Origin of the sequence: Clostridium sp., from assembly GCF_051654825.1 — a bacterium.
In the GTDB taxonomy this organism is placed as follows: domain Bacteria; phylum Bacillota; class Clostridia; order Clostridiales; family Clostridiaceae; genus Clostridium.
Genome location: NZ_JBOFYU010000040.1, coordinates 1 through 20181 on the forward strand (window position 1 = coordinate 1; position 20181 = coordinate 20181).

Below are 20181 nucleotides of genomic sequence, written 5' to 3' on the forward strand. Positions count from 1 at the left end.
GACAACCATCTATAAAAAGTTTTTGATAATTGCTCTTCCAATAGAGTGATACTCTATTTTTTTGTTTTCAAACTGCTCTAAATTATAGCAATTTCGTCCATCAAATATTATCGGCATTTCCATTAAACTTATATAATCATCTATTTTTATGTCCTTAATTTCATTCCACTCTGTGAAAATAAATGCTGCCTCTGCGCCTCTTAATGCATCATAAGGACTAGTTGTGTACTTAATTTCATCCTTAAATAACTTTTTAAAATTTTCTATTCCCACAGGATCATAAACTGTAATCTCTGCTCCCTCTTCTAGTAATCTTCTTACATTTACTATTGATGGTGCCTCTCTTAAGTCATCTGTTCCTGCTTTAAAAGTTAATCCTAAAACAGCTATTTTTTTTCCTTTTAAAGAACCAAATCTTATTTTTGCTTTTCTAAACAACTTATATTTTTGATTTTCATTTACTTCTATAGTTGCCTTTATAGTTTTTATTTCATATCCATGCTCATTTGCTAACCAATGTAAGGCTTTTGTATCCTTAGGAAAGCATGATCCTCCATAGCCTAATCCTGAATTTAAGAATTTTTCTCCTATTCGTGAATCATAACTCATTCCCTTTGTTACTGCTTGTATATCAGCTCCTACTACTTCACATAGATTTGCTATTTCATTAATAAATGATATCTTTAATGCTAAAAAATCATTTGAAGCATATTTTATCATTTCTGCTGATTCTCTATTTGTAATCACCATAGGTTTATTAAATGGGTTATATATTTCCTTTAATACGTTTTTTGCCTTTTCTGATTTTACACCTATTACTATTCTACTTGCTTCAAGTGTATCCTTTACGGCTGTCCCCTGAGATAAAAATTCTGGATTTGAAGCAACTTCTATTTCTATATTTCTTTTCTTTTTTTGGATTAAATATTCTTCCACTCTTTCATTTGTTCCTATTGGAACTGTTGATTTGACTACTACTAGGCAGTCTTTTTCTGCATTTTCAGCTATATCTTTACATACTGAAAAAATATAATCTAAGTTTGCAGAACCATCCTCCCTTTCAGGTGTTCCAACTCCTATAAAAATCACATCAGCATCCTTATATGCATTTTTGTAATTTGAAGTAAAAACTAACCTTTTCTCCTCTAAGTTTTTTTGTAATAGCTTTTCCAATCCTGGCTCATATATTGGTGAAATTCCTTTTTTCATTTTTTCTACTTTTTCTTTATCTATATCTACGCATATTACTTTGTGACCTACTTCAGATAAGCATGTTCCTGTTACTAATCCTACATAGCCTGTCCCAACTACTACTATCTTCATTTGTTATTCCTCCACTAAAAGTAAAATTCCCTCTAGCATTTAATCCTAATTTCCTATATGGAAAACATCTATATTTATAAATCAATAGATGTACGTTTATCTTGCTCCATTTCCATTTACTATTACTTCTATTGTTTTAAAGACTATTTTAAAATCCTCTTTTATAGATACTTTTTCTATATAAGCTAAATCTAATTTAAGCTTTTCTTCTGGATTTAAATCATAGCCACCATTAACTTGTGCATAACCTGTTATTCCAGGTTTCACCTTTAATCTATCCCTAAACATAGGAATATCTTTTTCAAATTTCTTATAAAAAACTTCTCTTTCTGGTCTTGGTCCTATTAAGCTCATGTCTCCTTTTAAAACATTTATTGCTTGTGGTAATTCATCTATTCTCGTCAATCTAATAATCTTTCCTACTTTTGTTATTCTATTATCATTTTTTAATGCCCATTGAGCTCCATTTTCTTCAGCACCTATTACCATAGATCTTACTTTGTACATTTCAAATTCCTTATTATATTTTCCAACTCTTTTTTGCTTGTAGATTGGGTTTTTCATATCTTGTAGATAAACCAGTATCAATACTACCACTAATATTGGAAATGTAACTAAAATTAAAATTAAGCTAAATACAACATCAAATATTCTTTTCCCATAGCTTGTCCAGAAGTTTATTTTTTTTTCTTCATTTTCCTTAAAGAAATAATTGTATCCTTCCATTGTCATCACCCTCTTAAAGCTATCTACTCCCTTAAAATTTTATTGACTTTGTAATTAAATTTTACTATTTAAACAATTAATTTTTTGAAACAATTCCTAAAATACATCTTTTTGTGCATGAATTTTATTTTTACCCTTTTACTATATAAAACTCTTTAATTATTAAATTATTGTAGCTAAAACATTCTCTGATTCTGCAATTATTATCACCGCTTGTTAACAAGACAAAATTATTATTTATTTCTTCTATTTTATATTCCTTTATAACTTTTTCTTTTCCACCTCTAATAGTAATTACTATCTTATTCCCTACATTGCTTTTTAGATTGTTTTTTAAGCTAACTATATCTCTTAATGTAAACATTACTCCACCTCTTCCCCTTATTTTGAGTACAAAAAAAACTATATAGCCTCCAAAAATAACTATATAGCTTATGTCAATTTCTCTAAATTTAATTAATAATTAAACTGTTAATGTCAATAGTACATTACGTACATTATTTAATCTGCTTATACTTATTGGAATAGTTGTATTGTCTAACAATACAACCTCATCTTTTTTTAATTCTTTTATATATCTAGTGTTAACTACATAAGAACGATGACATCTTACAAATCCCTTTTCTTCCATTTGTTTTTCTAAATCACCAATTTTCTTTTTCCACTTTATAGTTCCATTTGTGGTTACTATATCTAAGTAATGAGAAAACATAATAAAGTACTTTATATTATCTAGCTTTACCTTTACTACTTCTTTTCCTGACTTAACCATTAAAAATTCTTCTTCATTATTTTCATTTGCCCACTCGTCATAAGCCTTCTCTATTGTTTCTATTATCTTTTCTTCTGTAGTAGGCTTTAATAAATAATTTAAAGCACTTACATCATATCCTTCTAAAACATACTCACTATATCCTGTTAAAAATATTATACTTATTTCATCATCTTTTTTTCTTATATACTTTGATAGCTCTAACCCAGTTATTTCTTCCATTTCTATATCTAAAATAGCTAAATTTATATCCTTATTTTTTTCCCATTCATTTATAAATTCTTCTGCTGAATAATAATTTACTACTTTTACACTTATACCTTTTTTGACTTCCCATGTTGATATACATTTTTCTATATACTTATGATAGATCTTGTTGTCATCACAAACTGCAATTTTATAAACCATAATAAATCTCCTTAAGTTCTATATAATTTTTATTGATTTAATAAAACTATGTCTGTTACAAATTTATTGTTTTCTATTGTAGTAAATATTTCTCCTGAATATTTTTCTACTACTGCTTCAATTTGTGGAATACCTATACCATGGCCCTTTTCTTTTTTTATTGAAATTAATTTGTTCTTTTCATACTTTTGATTAATTTTTGTATTATTACATACCTTTATAACTAAACATCCCTTTAATTTATCTATACTTAATAATATTTCTCTATCATTTTGATCTAAATCTAAGCTTGCTTCTATTGCATTATCTAATAGGTTACCAAATAATGTACAAATATCATAATCACTTATAAATATATCTTCTATTTTACAAGTCTTTATCTCTATATCTATTCCATTTATTTTACATATTGAAACCTTATTAAATATAACGGCATCTAATGTTTCATTAGTTGTATAAACCCTTTCTATGATTTCATCTATCTTACTGCTAACTACATTTATATAATTATTTACTTCATCTAATTTATTCATTTTGTATAAAGCATAGATAACTTGGATATGGTTGTTATAATCATGCCTTATTTTGCTCATTTCCTTGTAAGCTTCCTTTGTTCCAACATTATAAGAATTAACTGTATTTGTTAATTCTAACTTGTTTTTTATATCTATTTTTTCACCATATTCATTTAAATAAACAAAGTACATACTAAGAGTAATTATATTTATTACTAAATCTAAAATAGTATATACAAATGCTATTGATAGATTTTCACTGGCGTGCTTATATATCCCGAAATTTAAAAGTTCCATAAAAAGACTTGTACAACATAACATTGTTAATGTAACTAATATATTATTAGGAATATTTAAGAAATCTCTTTTCACACTATAAACTCTACCTAAAATTAAAAACTTTATTATCGTATCTAAAATAAATAAAAACATAGCTTCTGTTGGTCCACTAATAAAATCATTTAATGTAATTATTTTTAAGCTATCAACTAAAACAAGACTCCAAATAGTTATTGATGCTATAACATTATTTACTAATATTGCAGAAAATAAGCTTAACATGTTACTTCCCTTTCTAAAGAAGTGCATATAAATATAAACCAAGGAAATTATAACTATAGCTTGATAAAATATAGAAACCCTAAGCCAAGTTATTGTTGCAATAACTAAAAAAGTAAATACGTAATAAATGTAATTTAATTTTTTATCTATTTTCTTTTTCTTTTCCATTCTATTACAGAATGTAAAAGTAAAATATATATCTAAAATAATACTAACAACATCTAAAATAAAAATTTTTATATCCATAATTTTCCCTCTAGAATTTAAATTCACACCCATTTTTTATATGAACAGATTAATTAACTTTATGCGAAGTTTTAACTCCATATAAAATTACAATTTCTAGCTATTAAATATTATTTTCTCCTAATTTATTTATTTTACTCTTTTGTTTTATACTCTCCGCTCTTCACTAAAAATTTTTTCCCATTTTTTTATTACAACTTTTGAGTCGTATTCTTTATTAATTATTTCTCTTGAATTTACTCTGTTCACTGATGATGCCTTTTTCATTCCTAAAACAATACTTTCTATCTTTCCCTTTTCTACTAAAAATCCTGTCTCATTGTCTCTTACTACTTCTGATACTCCTCCTACATCTGTTGCTACTACTATTCTATCCATACACATAGCTTCTATTATTGTATTTGGAATACCTTCCCACTTTGATGTCAAAATAACTCCATCACTTGCTGATAAAACCTGGCTTACATCTGATCTTCTTCCTAATAACCTTACATTATCCTCTAGTTTTTTTCTTTTTATTAAAACTTCTAATTCCTCCTTCATTTCACCATCCCCAATGATTAGCAACTTTGAATTACTATTAGATTGAAGATAATTTTTAAAGGCTTTTATCATAGTTATATAATCCTTTTCTGGAACTAACCTTCCCACAGCCATCCATAAAAATGTCTCATCATTAATTCCAAATTCAATTCTCCACTTTAATCTATTTTTCTCATTAAACGAAAACTCATTAGTATCTATAATATTATTTATAGCCATTAAACTTTTTTCTCGTACTATTTTTTTCTTTAATACTTTCTTATAGCTTGCCTCACTATTTACTACTGTTTTATAAGTCATAAAATCTGTTAATCGTAATAAGGTTTCCTTTATAAATCCACCTGTATTTATACTTCTTATAGAGGAAATTATCCTCGGTGTTTTATTTAAATAACCTACTATTCTACTTAAAATAATTGCATGAAATAAAAATCCTACAACTACATCAGGCTTTTCCTCATTAACTAATCTATATGCCTTTCTTAATCCCCTTAGCTTATGATCCTTTAGATTTAAATAAACTAAATCAACACTACATTCCTTTAGCTTTTCCCCAATAGCTCCCCCACTAGTTAAAGAAACTACAGTTATTTGAACCTTATTCCTATCAAGCTCTTTACAAATTCTATAAACTTGACTTTCAGCTCCACCAACCTTTAATCCTGTTATAAATATCATTATGCTTTTCATCCCAAACACCCCCTATATTGAGACTGACTTATATATTTTCGCTATTTGGGCTATTATTTTTTCTTCATTAAATTCATTATTTGCAAATATCTCTGACTCTCTAGAAAATCTATTATATAAGTCCTGATTTTTTAATAACTCATTTATCTTTTCTGCTAATTCCTTATAATTATCTAGCTCTACTAAAAATCCAGTTTTATTATCTTGAATAGTTTCATTAGTTCCAACTACATTAGTTCCCACACAAGGTACCCCTAATGCCATAGCCTCCATAATAGCTCTTGGCTTTCCTTCTTTTTTAGAGGTAAGCACCATAACCTTAGCTTTTTTAACTAGAGCTAATACCTCTTCCTTTTTGCATATACCAATAAGCTCTATATTTTCCTCTAATCCATTTTCTTTTATATAAATCTTAAGCTTATTAAGTTCTGACTCCTCACCTTCACCTATACATACAAGCTTTATATTTCTTACATAATGCTTGTCCCTTAATTGCTTTATTCCTCTCATTAACATCATATGATTTTTTACTGCTTCTATCCTAGCAACACAAACTAATAATACTTCTTCTTCCTTTTTACTCTTAAATCTATCTCTTAACCTTTCATTAATAAAACTATCTTTTAAATTTTTATTACTACTTTGCATACTAAAATATTCAGTAGTACTTTCTATCTCTTCCCCTCTCAAGTCTCCTACTGCATTTTTTATTTCATTTAAATCTATTCCATTTCCTATGTATTCTAACCTTGCCATTTCATCCATACTATATTTTTGAGCTAAATTATATTCGTACATATTTTGAAATAATAATATATCTGTAAAGGCTGCTAACCATCTTTCTACTAATATATAAACATGTCGTTTAAACCCAGTACATACTGTAAAATGATATCCATGAACTTGATGTATTATCTTAACTTTCTTCTTATTATTAAAGTTATACAATACTCCTGCGATTCTACCTATTGCACCACTTTTTGAATTATGTATATGTATGATATCTGGTTTTTCAGCCTTTAATATATCTACTAAACTCTTTGTTTCATTTATTATATTTAAAACATTTAATCCCCTTGTAAAGCTATAAGGAATTGTTCTTACCCCATCTTCCTCTATCCTTTTTCTCCACTCACCATCTGGGCATATTATAGAATTGCTAAATCCATCAAAAGCATCTATATCCTTTACCCTATTTTTCAATAACCTATATGCTCCCCTATCAGTTGAAGAAATATCTATAACTTTTATCACATTAATCACCCCATCCATAAAAACTCGTAACTCTTTACTCTCTTCAATATTCACTTAAGTAAACTCTTCACTCAAAAAAGTGCTTCACTAAGGTTTCCTCATTTATCTTTTTTAAATTTAATGATTTTTTCTTACATTTTTCCTTGTACTCCTCTAATGAGCATATAAACCTTGCTGGGTTTCCTGCATAAACTGAATTTGGCATAACATCCTTAGATACTACTGATCCTGCACCAACTATAGAATTGGGACCTATTGTTACACTTGGAAGTATTATTGTATTTGCACCTATCATACAATTGTCCTTTATCTCTATCTTTCCAAACTTATTTATATTAGAAAACTCTTTTTCATTTGAAAATAATCTTATTCCTGCATCATGAGTTAAGAACTTTACTCCATGAGTTAGTGTTACATTATTTCCAATCCTTATTAAGTATGGCTCACTTCCTAGATTAGGAACTCCTGTTAATCTACATCCCTCTCCAATTCTTGTCCCTTTCTTCCTGCAAACTATTATTGCAAAGTTCATCTTTTTTAATGCAAGCCATCTCCTTACTTTTGCTATATATCTTATCTTGTTTTTCTTCTTCATTGGTTTTTCCCCCTTTAGTCTTAAATGCTTATGTGCACCCTCTCTTTCTTCTCTTTTAAGTACAAAAAGGTAAATGTTTATTCCATAAAGTATTGTAAATACTATTATTACTAATGATATTTTTATAATATTTAAAACCTCTAGCTTATTTATTGTAAGGTTAATAAATATTGCTATTAATACTGTAGGAGTAAATATTCTTAGTAATTCTTTAAATAATCTAATTACATCTAATGAAACATATTTTTTATAGTAAATATTCATTATTATGTTTAATGGAATTGAGTATATAAATAATGTAGATAATGCCCCCCCTAATAAGCCAACCTTATTTATTAAAAATATAGTTGTAGGAATATTTATTACTGCTAAGGTAAACTTTACATAAGCTTGGAACTTATGTGTTCCCTTTAATTTTAAAATCTTACTTCCCACATTATCTGATGCACTTATATACATTCCTGTTATTATTATTAATGCTATATAATAGACCTCTGTATAGCCTCTTCCTACCCATATATCTACAAAGGTTTTTCCTGCCACTACAAATCCAAAATATACATAAGTAGAAATTATAAAATATATTCTACTAAGCTTAATAAAGCTATTAGAAAGTTTCTTCTTATTCTTCTCTACTACTACCCTTGTTAAATGAGCTGTGTTAAACTCTCCTATTATTCCATTTAAATTTATAAACATCTTCGAAATATTTATTGCTAAAGAATAAAGAACTACATAACTACTTGCGAATTTTACTCCTACTATTATTTGATCTGTATTCCATAGGATTTTATCTGCTGCCATTCCTAAAAATACAAAGGATACATGAATTACAATATCCCTTATTACTCCATCCTTTACTCTTCCAAATCTTATCTTATGTTTTTTTACCCTTACACAATATATAAGGCTTCCTATTCTAACTACATTTATAAGTACCATATTAATTAAAGTTATTGATATTACACTATTTGTTAAATCTAGAGCTACAAGCACTAATGTTACTAGTGGAACTATTGCTGTACGAAGTAAATTTGAAACCTTAAAGGCTATAAATTCCTCATATGAAAATAGTAAGTACTCAAATATTGATAATGGAAGCATTATTGCATTTCCTATAAATAGAAATACTAATATATTTTTTAATACATTAATTTCCTCTAAATTAAAGCCTTGTACTATTCCTGTATCTAATGTAAAAACTGTTGTAGCACCTACTATTAATATAATTATTGCTACAATACAATTTATTAAGAAAAATACTCCTGTTACTCTTTCTAGCTCTCTTCTTTTATTTTGAATTCTAAGCTTTGTAAAATATTTTATTGCTGTAGTTCCTATACCCACTTCAAATATTAATATGTAATTTATTATTGCTGTTGCAAAGTTCAAGGCACCATAGTGGCTTTCCCCTATTTTACTTAGCATAACTGGAGTTAATATTAATGTTATTATATTTGCTGCCATTAAGTTTAAATATGATAGTATTATCCCTGACTTTACCTGCTTCACTATCTATTACACCACCTTAATGACAATATGTTTTTACTTATATTATTTATTAGTATTGAAAGAGTTAATATCAAGGCTAGTCCAATACTTACACTTAATAAGTTTGATTTAACAATACCTATTACATTAAATACTCCATTTAAAAATATATAATGAGTTAAATAAACTGGATAAGATATATTATCTAAAAAGGTAATTACTTTAGATTCTTTTCTAAAAATCCTTAAATTTTTATTTGTAAATATAGAGAAAATTCCTAAACCTAATCCAGCACTTGTATAAAAGACTATTATTCTTTCGTAAATAATTGTATTATCTAAAAATACTTTCCCTGCTAATCTTAATAAGATGCATAACCAAGATATAAATAATATATTTCTAACTTTTAACCTTTGTAGTTTTCCTATTTTCTCTATCGATATACTGTATATTGCTATATAAAGAAATACATAAAATGCATATTCTCCAAGAATCTTATCTTGAAGTGAAATTACTGTTTGAACCACTGCTAAAATTCCTATTATCCCCATTAGGTTATCATTTAAAAACTCTTTTTTCTTATCTAATATCAATGTAACTAAATAACATATAAATATTACTGTTAAAAACCAAAGGTGACCTGTTCCCTCAATTCTATTTGTAAACCCTTGTAGATTTAAAAAGTAAATGCTTATTTTTTTAAATGAAAGCTCTAAATTATTTATTGCCGATATAGTAAAATATATTACTAAGAATATATAGTATGGAATCATCAATGAAATAAATCTCCCCTTTATCCATTTTAAATTATCCTTTATGTCTATCCTGCTATTTAAATAAGCTGAAATTATTATAAATATATATACCCCCACTACTAAAATTTGACTTATAAATGATATGCTTTCAAAATTTCTTATGTAGTGGGCTAGTAATATTAATACCATTGAAAATACCCTTAGTTTTTCTATTCTACTGTCTCTCATAAATTCTGCCCTCCTAAAATAGTTAAACTATCTCATCTTCCCTTTCGTTAAAAATTAATAATGTAAATAAACTAATATAAACTGTTGGGAATAAGTGAAGATTATGATTAAAAAAGCCAGCTACAAATAATATAAATATTAGCTTTCCTATATCATTGTTTTTTTCTCTTATTGTTTTTCTAAATAAGTTTATTATTGATATAAGTAATATAGATATTGGAATTATCCCTGTTTCTGCCATTATGTAAACTATTGTATTATGTGGCATTAATGCTTGTTCCGATATTCCATATAAAACACCATAATAAGGGGAATTTCCAAGTCCTACTCCAAATAGAGGATTTCTCATAAATATATTTATCCCACTTAAAAGAAGATTCATTCTACCATTTGAATAATCTCTATTTCCCCAGCCCCCTAGACTTAATCTTTCAAATCTTAGATTAAAGTTATCTATAAACATAAATGACACTATAAACCCTATTGAAAGTATTAATAAAACTAATAAAATATCTTTCTTGCTCTTCTTTGAAATCTCATAAAAAATTATCCCTTGTATAATTGTAAATATAATAAGACTACCTCTAGACATAGTAAATATTATTGATGCTCCTACTAATACATCTGTTATTAAAAATATTATTTTATATTTCCTATTATTTTTAACTAATGAATATAATGTAAATAACAATATATTTAGCTTTAATCCTGTAAGGTTTGGATTTTTATCAAATCCCTTTATTCTTGGTAGTCTGCTACTATCTAATTTAAATTCTGAAATTAATTCTATTCCTACTATAAATATTAAAAATGATATTACTAAAAAGACTATAATAGTCATTTGCTTTTTTAAGCCTTTATCATAAATACCATATAAAAGTAATACCACCATATTTAAAATACTTATTACACCATATTGAAAGTAAAGTAACCTGTTTTCTACTAATATAAAACTATTTATTTCATTTCCAATTCCTATATACGCTATCCAAAAAATTAATGCGCATATACAAAACTTTATTCCTCTTAAACTTACTTTATCTACTTCTACTTTTTTATAAAAAGCTAGGTTTGCACCTATTAATACTATTGCTGATATTGCAATTATTATGTTTAATTCGAAAATAAACTTTCCTAAAAAGGCTAGTACCATTGTTACATAAAATGGTATTCTTATTCCTTGTATAAAATACCCCATAGGCATCCCCTGCTAATAGTAGTCATAATAGGACTTGTCTTTCTTATCATTAACTGAATTCAATACAACTCCTATTAAATTATTACTTGTAACCTCTATTGCTTTTGCTGACTTTTCTAGCTCTTTTTTTCTTGTTTTTCTATATTTACAAACTAATATTGACGCATCTGACATAGAAAGTAATGTACCTGTATCTGAAACTATATTTATAGGAGGAGTGTCTAAGATTATATAATCAAAGCTTTCCTTTATTCCTTCAATGATATTTCTCATTTTATTTGATAATAATAGTTCTGCTGGATTAGTTGTAAACTTTCCTGCTGTAATTACATATAAGTTTTTTTCTACTTCACTTATTACTTGTACTATTTTTTTTTCTCCAACTATTACATCTACAAGACCAGCCTCATTTGATATACCTATTTTTTTATGTAATGTAGGTCTTCTTAAATCTGAGTCTATAATTATTACCCTCTTTCCACCCATAGCTATTGTTTTAGCTAAGTTAGATGAAACTGTAGATTTTCCATCACCTTTTTCAGGGCTTGTTATTACTATTACCTTTGCCTTATCAGAACCTACTATAGAATATTGAAAATTATTTCTTAATTTTCTAAATGCCTCTTCTACTGCCCTCTTATTTAATTCTTCCTTTGTATATGTGGAGCTTGGACTCATTCTACTCAACCTCCTTATTTACTGTAATAATATTTGGTATTTCTGCAATTACTGGCTTATTAATTAAATCCTCTATTTCCTTTGATGAATCTATGAAATCATTTCTTTTTTCTATAACTACAGCTACTATAACTGCTATAAATAATGAAAATATAAATGCTAAGGGTAGTGGAATTCTACTTTTTGAATTAATAGGCTCTTCACCTGCCATTGGTGACTCTATCATATAAACACTTGAATTTTTTATGATATGTGATATTTCCTCTGCTGATACCTCATATAAGCTATTTATATAATTTACACCTTCTTCTTTATTTGATGTAAGATATGATAATTCTATAATTTGTGTTTTTGACTTTGGCTTAACAGTTGTATTTTTTCTTACATCTTCATTTGACTTACTTATACCAGCTCTTTCTAAAGCCTTATTTACTACATCTCTGCTTGTAAACATATATACATAAGTTTCTGCTAGCTTTTCATACATTGCTAGCTCTGTATTTTGATACTCCAAACTTTCGTTATTCATATCCTTTCCTACAAATATAGTAGCCTCCACCTTATACACTGGTGTTTTCATTGCAAATATATTTACTGAAATAGCCACAATGTTGATTAAGAATATTGCTATAACCATTTCTACAATTCTTTTTTTCATATAATAAATAACTTCTTTTGCCTCTAAAACTTTGTCTTCTGATTTCATTAGTTCACTCCTTTTCTTAATCTATACTCTAAATTATATTTATTTTTTCCTAAATTAATCTTTAAGAACGTAAATGATAGTTTTTTATACTCAAACTAATAATTTTCAACTAATATTTGTTGTTAAACAACTAGTAATTTTAAATAATAACTAAAATAAAAAAGGATAAACTCTCATATTTCTATGAAATTTTATCCTTTTAATGATTTTCTTTTTTATTTTAATTATTTAAATAATACCTTCTGTACCACTTTACAAAGTTTTTTATTCCTTCTTCTATTTTGATTTCTGGTTTAAAGTTTATCTTTTCTTCTAAGTCTGATGTATCTGCGTATGTTCTCTTTACATCTCCATCTTGCATTTCCATATATACTTTTTTTGCTTCTATTCCTAGGTTTTCTTCTATTACATTTATAAAGCTTTCTAATTTAACTGGATTGCTATTTCCTATATTATATATTTTATATGGTGCAAAACTTGTACTTATTCCATCTTCTCCTGTCCACTTATCATTTGCCTTTGGAGCTAGTGGAATTAATTTATAAATACTTTCTGTTATATCATCTATATATGTAAAGTCTCTTTCCATATTACCATTATTAAATACCTTTATTTCTTTTCCATTTATTATGTTTTCAGTAAATGAAAAATACGCCATATCAGGTCTTCCCCATGGTCCATATACTGTGAAAAATCTTAATCCTGTAGTTGGAACATTATAAAGATGGCTATATGTATGTGCCATTAATTCATTAGTCTTTTTTGTTGCCGCATACAAACTTACTGGATGATCTACATTGTCATTAGTTGAAAATGGCACCTTTAGATTTCCTCCATAAACAGAGCTTGATGATGCATAAATTAAGTGCTTAACGGGATTATTTCTACATGCTTCTAATATATTCATAAATCCACTTATATTTGAATCTATATATGCATATGGGTTTATTAAAGAATATCTAACCCCTGCTTGAGCGGCTAAATTTATTACATAATCAAATTTATATTTTTCAAATAGCCTGTCCACACTTTCCTTATCTTCTATATCTATTTTATAAAAAGTAATATTTTCATACTTACTTAAATTTTCTAATCTAGAATTCTTTAAATTAACATCATAATAATCATTTAAATTATCTATACCTATTATTTCATATCCTTTCTCAGCTAAAAGTTTCCCCAAATGAAAGCCTATAAATCCTGCTATTCCAGTTATAAGTATCGTTCCACTACTCACCCTTACCTCTTCACTAAAAACAACCTCCTCGCTCTTCACTCTTACTTCTTCACTTAAATATGCCTTTTCTCTCATATACATTTCTCCTCTTTCGTCAATAAAACGCTTTACTCAACTTTTCACTATTCACTTAAATAAACTATTCACTTAAAAGAAAAGAACCTCTTAAGAGATTCTTTTTTTAGTACTTTAGTTTTATAAGTTTTAAAATTGTAATTAGTAAATTATATTTTTTTATTTAAATAATTATAAAAAAAGAACTTTCTTTATTTATAAGGGATTTTTAACGTATTTTATAAGATGATTTACGCTTTTTTTACTTACATATTAGCTTATTATTGACATATTTCCGATTATTTTTAATTCCCTTTTTCATTTATCTTATAATTACTGCTATTATTATAAGATTTTAATGTTGTATTGCTTTTGCTTTTATCTTAATATTTAAATTTGTAAAATATTAAGCTTTGCTTTGGATATCTTTCTTTAGGCTTTTTTCCCCAACCTTTTAAGAATAGATAAAATATCTTGATAGTTTAATTTAAGTTAATCTTATAAAGATTTTATTTTCTTCACTCCCCCTTCATTTAATTTCTAGCTAAATTTTATATCTAAATTAAATAAATTTATTTAAAAGTTCCTAAAACCTTATTTTTTATTCTTAAATTACTAAGACCCATCATTTTTAAATATATATTCCTTTACCTTATCTAACCTAGTATTACTTATAGGAATAATAGTATTATCTTCTAATATAATCTTATTTTTTTGAACTATTTTTACGTACTCCATATTAACTATGTATGATCTATGACATCTAATAAATTTAGGATTAATTATTTCCTCTTCCAAATCACTTATTCTCTTTTTCCACTTTATTGTTTCTTTTTCTGTTACTATATCTAAATAATGTGAAAACATAATAAAATATCTTACTTCACTTAAAGGTATTTCAATAACTTCCTTGTTCATCTTTACACTTAAGTACTCTTCACTTTTCTTAGAATTTTTGTATTTTTCATAAGATTTATTTATTACCTTTTCTAACTTTTTATAATTTATAGGCTTTAATAAATAATTCATTGCCTTAACTTCATATCCTTCAAATGCAAATTCACTATGAGCTGTGAAAAATACTATATCTATATCTTTGTCGCGACTTCTTATATGTCTTGCAAGTTCTGTTCCTGACATTTGCCTCATTTCTATATCTAATATTATTAAATTAAATTCCTCTTCTTCCTTCCAATAAAATAAAAACTCTTCTGCTGACTGATAACAGCTTATTTTTATTTCATTTTGAAACTTATTAGCCCACATATTTATAAAATCCTTCAATAAATTGTGATGTATTATTTCATCATCACAAATTGCAATCTTAAACATATTTATCACCCTACTTACTTCTTCTAAATTATATATATATTGTTTGAATTTATGCCTTTTATTATTTATAGAGTTACATTATCTTATGCTTTTGTGTTTAATACATAAAAATGCACTTCACTATTATGAAGTGCAAATTTAATATATGTATTAATTTTTTAACTCATTTTTGTACCAGTCTATAGTTAATTTTAAACCTTCATCAAACTTATATTTTGGCTCATATCCTAATATATTTTTTGCCTTAGATACATCTGCATTTGAATCTCTAATATCTCCAACTCTGCTTTCAGAATGATAATATCTAATTTCCTTATTTAATATAGTAGTTATTTTATTACAAACATCTATAATACTTTCTCTCCCGCCTGCTGCAATATTAAATGCTTCTCCTGCTGCTTCCTTTGGTGCAAAGCAAGCCTTAATATTTGCTTCTATAACATCATCTATATATGTAAAATCTCTTGATTGCATACCATCTCCATCTATTTTAGGATGTCCATCATTTAAAATGGTGCTTATAAACTTTGGTATAACTGCTACATAAAATCCATTTGATTTTTGTCTTCTTCCATATATATTGAAATATCTTAATGCTACAGTTTCTAATCCATATAACCTTGTATATAATGAAGCGTAATCTTCTGTAACTTTCTTAGTAAGTGCATATGGTGATAACACTCTTCCTTCTTCCCCTTCTCTTTTAGGTAATACAGTGCTATCTCCATATACTGATGAAGATGATGCAAATACTACTCTTTTAACATTGTTATTTCTAGCTGCATCAAATATATTTAATGTCCCCTTTATATTTACCTCTTCATATATACGTGGCTCTTTTACACTTCTTGGCACTGATCCTAATGCTGCTTGATGAATAATATAATCTACCCCTATAGAACTTTTATCACATATAGAGTACTCTCTAATATCTCCAATTAAAAGTTCAAAATTCTCATCTTCCATAAGGTGTGCAATATTTTCTTTTCTACCGTTTGAAAAATTATCTAAGCATCTCACCTTATATCCTCTTTTTAAAAGCTCTTCACATATATTAGATCCTATGAAGCCTGCTCCCCCTGTCACTAAAAAAGTCTTTTCTTTTTTTATTAATTCTTTCATATCTACAAACTCCAATAACTATATCCTATTTCTTCTACTATATCTTTTTTTAATATTCCTCTTATATCAATAATAACTCGTCCGTCTTCTCTATCTTTCTCTTTTGTTTTAAACATATTTTCAATTTGTTTTAATGATAGCTTCCTATATTCATTATGTGGAACTGCAATTACTAGTGCATCAATCTCTTTTATATCCTCTATATTTACTGAATCAATATTATATTCTTCCTTTATTTCATACTTACTTGCAATGCTATCACTTACAATAGGATTTATTCCATAACTCTTTAGCTCATTTATTATATCTATTACCTTTGTATTTCTTATATCAGGACAATTTTCTTTAAAAGTAATTCCTAAAATACAAACTTTGGCCTTATTTATATCTATCCTTGCCTTGAGTAATTTTTTAATTGTATTTTCTGCTATGTATTTTCCCATTTGATCATTTATTTTTCTTCCTGATAATATTATTTGTGAGTTATATCCTACTTCTTCAGCCTTATGTGTTAAATAATATGGATCTACTCCAATGCAATGTCCTCCAACTAATCCTGGGTAAAAGTTAAGGAAATTCCACTTTGTTCTTGCAGCCTCTAATACTTCATTTGTATCTATATTTAACTTATTAAATATTATTGATAGTTCATTCATAAAAGCAACATTTATATCTCTTTGTGAGTTTTCAATTATCTTGGCTGCCTCTGCAATTTTTATACTTTTAGCTCTATGTACACCAGCTCTTATTATTAACCCATAAATATTTGCAACAGTCTCAATAGTGTTTTTATCCATACCTGATACTATTTTTACTATGTCTACTAACCTGTGCTCTTTATCTCCTGGGTTTATTCTTTCTGGTGAATAACCAACAAAAAAATCTTGTCCACATTTCAATCCTGATTCTTCTTCTAATATTGGAACACAAATATCTTCTGTTGCTCCTGGATATACTGTGGATTCATAAACAACAATTCCCCCCTTTTTTAAGTTTCGTCCTACAACCTTACTTGCTCCAATAACACAAGCTAAATCTGGATCGTTATTTTTATTTATTGGTGTTGGTACTGCTACTATATGAAATACACTATCTTTCAATTTTTCTTCATCACATGTAAACTCTACAGAGGTTTTTTTTAATTCATCTTTTCCTATTTCCTTAGTATCATCTATTCCAATGTTGTATCTTTCTATTTTTTCTCTATTTAAATCAAAACCTATTACATTAACTTTTTTCCCAAATTCTATTGCTAATGGTAGTCCTACATATCCTAATCCTATTACAGACATGCTAGCTTCTTTATTCTTTATTTTTTCATATATCATTTCATAACCCCCTCTATCCTTTGTTTAATTGTTTGTCTAATCTTAATCTAATTTTTCTATTTTATTTAATCATTTCATATAATCATTAAATTTATTGAGGTTTAATAATTTACTTTACTTTTATTAAAATTATACATTTCTTATTTTTTTTATTTAAATAAATACGTAAAAAATAGCATATTATACGTAAAATATAATTTATTTGCGTAAATATGTATTATTTTAGTTTTGTGAAAATAAGTTTTATTAAAATATCAGAATAGATAAGATTTATTTTTAAAACGAATGTAAGGAGGGTTTTATGTTTGCTATAACTGATGAAGTTTTAGAGGACTTGAGAAAAATTTTGGGTATCCTTTATGAAGATAATGGATTAACACTTGAAGTTTTACTTTTAAGTCAAGCAATTGATTCAATAATTATCGCTAAACAAGATACTATAGATCATTAAATATAATTATCCACAGAATTATATCTAAATAACTTTGTGGATAATTACTACATCTATAGTCATTACACTTCTTTTTCTATCATATCTAAATAATCTCTAAGCTTAGGGTTATTCTCTAATAATATAGGCCCTTTTATTATTCCGTTTATACCATGTTTAAGTAATAAACTAAAGTTTAATTTATCTGATTTTTCTTCTGGTAGTATACTTATTAATCTAATCTTTGTGTTTATATCCTTTGCACGCTTTATTTTTATTGCTTCTCTATCTACATCTAGCACTTCTGCTTTTAAAATTATTTTATTTAAAGGACTAGTTGCATAGAAATATACAATATCGCCTATTTCTGCCTTAAATATTCCTAGAGTGCAATTTATCTCATTTTTATCTCTAAAACTTTCAAGTATATTATTTTTACTTAAATTAATTGGTATTATTACATTTCTAATCAACTGAATAAACCTCCATTATTTTGTATTCTTTCCTTCTTCTAAAGTATCTCTAAAACACAATCTATATAAGTAACTCCTATCAGTGAAATTCTAATAAAGTTATCATTGTAATTAAACCTAATTCTAAAAAACTCTTCAGTACTCATTCTTAACTAGACTATTCAATCTTCACTACTATATAATATGACCTTCTTTAATATAAGTTACGACTATATAATAAAAACTTATCCACAAAAAGCTTAAAGTTGTGCACTTTTTGTGGATAAGTTGTGAATATTGTTAATATTATTAATTTTTTAATTATTCAGAATTGATTTTCTGCATTAAATTAAATTTTTTTCTTAAACTTACTATCTATAAAATGAATATATTAGTATTTTGTCGCATATTGAAGAATAGACTAATAAACATAAAATAACTCAAATTTCACTCTAATGCCTGTATTCTTCTTAAAGTAAACGTTATCCACAAAATAACCCACTATTGTGAATAACTTTGTGGATATGTTGTTAATTTTCTGAATATTGACTAACTTATCCACAATTCATAAATCTTCAACCTTTATTTATTATCTCTCCCTAAATAAACCTTTTTACTTTTCTCTCTTACTTATTCACTTAAAAAAACTATAATTCACTCACTATTGACTACTAAAGCTTAACTTCTCCCCCCTAAGCTATCTTACTTTTGCTGGAATCCCCATTACTTTTGTACCATCATAAACATTTTTAGTTACTACTGCTCCAGCCCCAACTACTGCATTTTTACCTATTCTTACTGCTGGTAAAAGTATAGCTCCAGCACCAATAGCTACTCCATCTTCTATTATAGGACCAATTATCTTACCTTCTGAATAACCTTCCTTTCCAATATTGTTATCATTAGTCATTCCAACATTAATGCTTATAAAAACATCATTTCCTACAATACAATTTCCTGTTATATGCGTGTAATCCAGTACCTTTGTCCTATTTCCTATCTTAGCATTGTAATTTATAGTTACATATCTACTTATCATACATTTTGAACCTATTATACATTGTTCTCTTATAGATGCTCCATCACCAAGTAATGTACTTTCTCCTATTTTAACATCATAAAATACTACTGCATTAGGGCCTATAGAACAATTTTTTCCTATAACTACTTCCTTTTTGTAACTTGGAACTCTTGAAAGTGCTCCTGCTCCCTTAGGCTCTTTTCCTAAATAAGTACCTGGGAATATTTCTACTCCATCCTCTATTTTTACACCACTATTTATAACTACGTTTGGATGTATTATTACATTCTCACCTATTTCAACATCTGAATTTATCACTACATTTGGACCTATATCTGTATTTTTACCTATTTTAACACCACTTCTTATTACAGAATACTCACCTATTTTTACTGTCTCGTCTATACTATCTGTCTGAATAACACATAATGAATATTTCATTTATACCCCTCCCTATAAACTCATTAAATACTGACCATACTCTGATTTTATTATTTCCTCAGCTATAGACTTAAG

At 26.9% G+C, this 20181-nt stretch carries 19 protein-coding genes; 1 reads left to right on the forward strand and 18 read right to left on the reverse strand.

The window, feature by feature from the left end; genetic code table 11:
* Positions 1 to 9: 9 nt before the first annotated feature.
* From ACRDBA_RS02355 to ACRDBA_RS02430, 16 genes are all read right to left on the reverse strand, one after another.
* Complete coding sequence (locus ACRDBA_RS02355) at positions 10 to 1323, reverse strand: UDP-glucose dehydrogenase family protein (protein WP_438571335.1); 1314 nt, start codon at positions 1321 to 1323, stop codon at positions 10 to 12.
* A gap of 96 nt (positions 1324 to 1419) precedes the next feature.
* Positions 1420 to 2049, reverse strand: a complete 630-nt coding sequence (locus tag ACRDBA_RS02360) for a sugar transferase (protein WP_438571336.1) — start codon at positions 2047 to 2049, stop codon at positions 1420 to 1422.
* 130 nt (positions 2050 to 2179) lie between these two features.
* Positions 2180 to 2413, reverse strand: a complete 234-nt coding sequence (locus ACRDBA_RS02365; RefSeq protein ID WP_438571337.1) for a Veg family protein — start codon at positions 2411 to 2413, stop codon at positions 2180 to 2182.
* Between the two features lie 99 nt (positions 2414 to 2512).
* Positions 2513 to 3229 (reverse strand): LytR/AlgR family response regulator transcription factor, encoded by a 717-nt coding sequence (locus tag ACRDBA_RS02370; protein ID WP_438571338.1) that lies wholly within the window; start codon positions 3227 to 3229, stop codon positions 2513 to 2515.
* A 29-nt stretch (positions 3230 to 3258) separates the two neighbouring features.
* Positions 3259 to 4551 (reverse strand): sensor histidine kinase, encoded by a 1293-nt coding sequence (locus ACRDBA_RS02375; protein ID WP_438571339.1) that lies wholly within the window; start codon positions 4549 to 4551, stop codon positions 3259 to 3261.
* Positions 4552 to 4698: 147 nt separating this feature from the next.
* Entirely contained in the window at positions 4699 to 5784 is a 1086-nt protein-coding gene (locus ACRDBA_RS02380) for a glycosyltransferase (protein WP_438571340.1), read from the reverse strand.
* A 12-nt stretch (positions 5785 to 5796) separates the two neighbouring features.
* A complete protein-coding gene (locus ACRDBA_RS02385; RefSeq protein ID WP_438571341.1) occupies positions 5797 to 7038 on the reverse strand; it encodes a glycosyltransferase in 1242 nt (413 codons plus the stop codon).
* A 67-nt stretch (positions 7039 to 7105) separates the two neighbouring features.
* Positions 7106 to 9145, reverse strand: coding sequence for a DapH/DapD/GlmU-related protein (locus tag ACRDBA_RS02390; protein WP_438571342.1), 2040 nt, complete (start codon positions 9143 to 9145; stop codon positions 7106 to 7108).
* Positions 9145 to 10107, reverse strand: a complete 963-nt coding sequence (locus ACRDBA_RS02395; protein ID WP_438571343.1) for an acyltransferase family protein — start codon at positions 10105 to 10107, stop codon at positions 9145 to 9147. The genes ACRDBA_RS02390 and ACRDBA_RS02395 overlap by 1 nt, the downstream gene beginning before the upstream one ends.
* A gap of 22 nt (positions 10108 to 10129) precedes the next feature.
* Entirely contained in the window at positions 10130 to 11305 is a 1176-nt protein-coding gene (locus ACRDBA_RS02400; RefSeq protein ID WP_438571344.1) for an O-antigen ligase family protein, read from the reverse strand.
* A 12-nt stretch (positions 11306 to 11317) separates the two neighbouring features.
* Positions 11318 to 11983 (reverse strand): CpsD/CapB family tyrosine-protein kinase, encoded by a 666-nt coding sequence (locus ACRDBA_RS02405; RefSeq protein WP_438571345.1) that lies wholly within the window; start codon positions 11981 to 11983, stop codon positions 11318 to 11320.
* A gap of 1 nt (position 11984) precedes the next feature.
* Positions 11985 to 12689: a YveK family protein gene (locus tag ACRDBA_RS02410; RefSeq protein WP_438571346.1), complete on the reverse strand. Its 705-nt coding sequence runs from the start codon at positions 12687 to 12689 to the stop codon at positions 11985 to 11987.
* 220 nt (positions 12690 to 12909) lie between these two features.
* Positions 12910 to 14001, reverse strand: a complete 1092-nt coding sequence (locus ACRDBA_RS02415; RefSeq protein WP_438571347.1) for an NAD-dependent epimerase — start codon at positions 13999 to 14001, stop codon at positions 12910 to 12912.
* 594 nt (positions 14002 to 14595) lie between these two features.
* The gene (locus tag ACRDBA_RS02420) at positions 14596 to 15312 is read right to left on the reverse strand and encodes a LytR/AlgR family response regulator transcription factor (RefSeq protein ID WP_438571348.1); all 717 of its coding nucleotides are present in this window, start codon (positions 15310 to 15312) and stop codon (positions 14596 to 14598) included.
* Between the two features lie 150 nt (positions 15313 to 15462).
* The gene (locus ACRDBA_RS02425; protein ID WP_438571349.1) at positions 15463 to 16434 is read right to left on the reverse strand and encodes an NAD-dependent epimerase/dehydratase family protein; all 972 of its coding nucleotides are present in this window, start codon (positions 16432 to 16434) and stop codon (positions 15463 to 15465) included.
* A 2-nt stretch (positions 16435 to 16436) separates the two neighbouring features.
* Complete coding sequence (locus ACRDBA_RS02430; RefSeq protein WP_438571350.1) at positions 16437 to 17762, reverse strand: nucleotide sugar dehydrogenase; 1326 nt, start codon at positions 17760 to 17762, stop codon at positions 16437 to 16439.
* 301 nt (positions 17763 to 18063) lie between these two features.
* On the opposite strand from ACRDBA_RS02430, the gene ACRDBA_RS02435 reads away from it, so the two are divergent.
* The gene (locus tag ACRDBA_RS02435) at positions 18064 to 18213 is read left to right on the forward strand and encodes a hypothetical protein (protein WP_438571351.1); all 150 of its coding nucleotides are present in this window, start codon (positions 18064 to 18066) and stop codon (positions 18211 to 18213) included.
* Between the two features lie 62 nt (positions 18214 to 18275).
* On the opposite strand, the gene ACRDBA_RS02440 is transcribed toward ACRDBA_RS02435, so the two are convergent.
* Both ACRDBA_RS02440 and ACRDBA_RS02445 read right to left on the reverse strand, forming a co-directional pair.
* A complete protein-coding gene (locus ACRDBA_RS02440; protein ID WP_438571352.1) occupies positions 18276 to 18665 on the reverse strand; it encodes a hypothetical protein in 390 nt (129 codons plus the stop codon).
* A 676-nt stretch (positions 18666 to 19341) separates the two neighbouring features.
* Positions 19342 to 20106 (reverse strand): DapH/DapD/GlmU-related protein, encoded by a 765-nt coding sequence (locus ACRDBA_RS02445; protein ID WP_438571353.1) that lies wholly within the window; start codon positions 20104 to 20106, stop codon positions 19342 to 19344.
* Between the last annotated feature and the right edge of the window lie 75 nt (positions 20107 to 20181).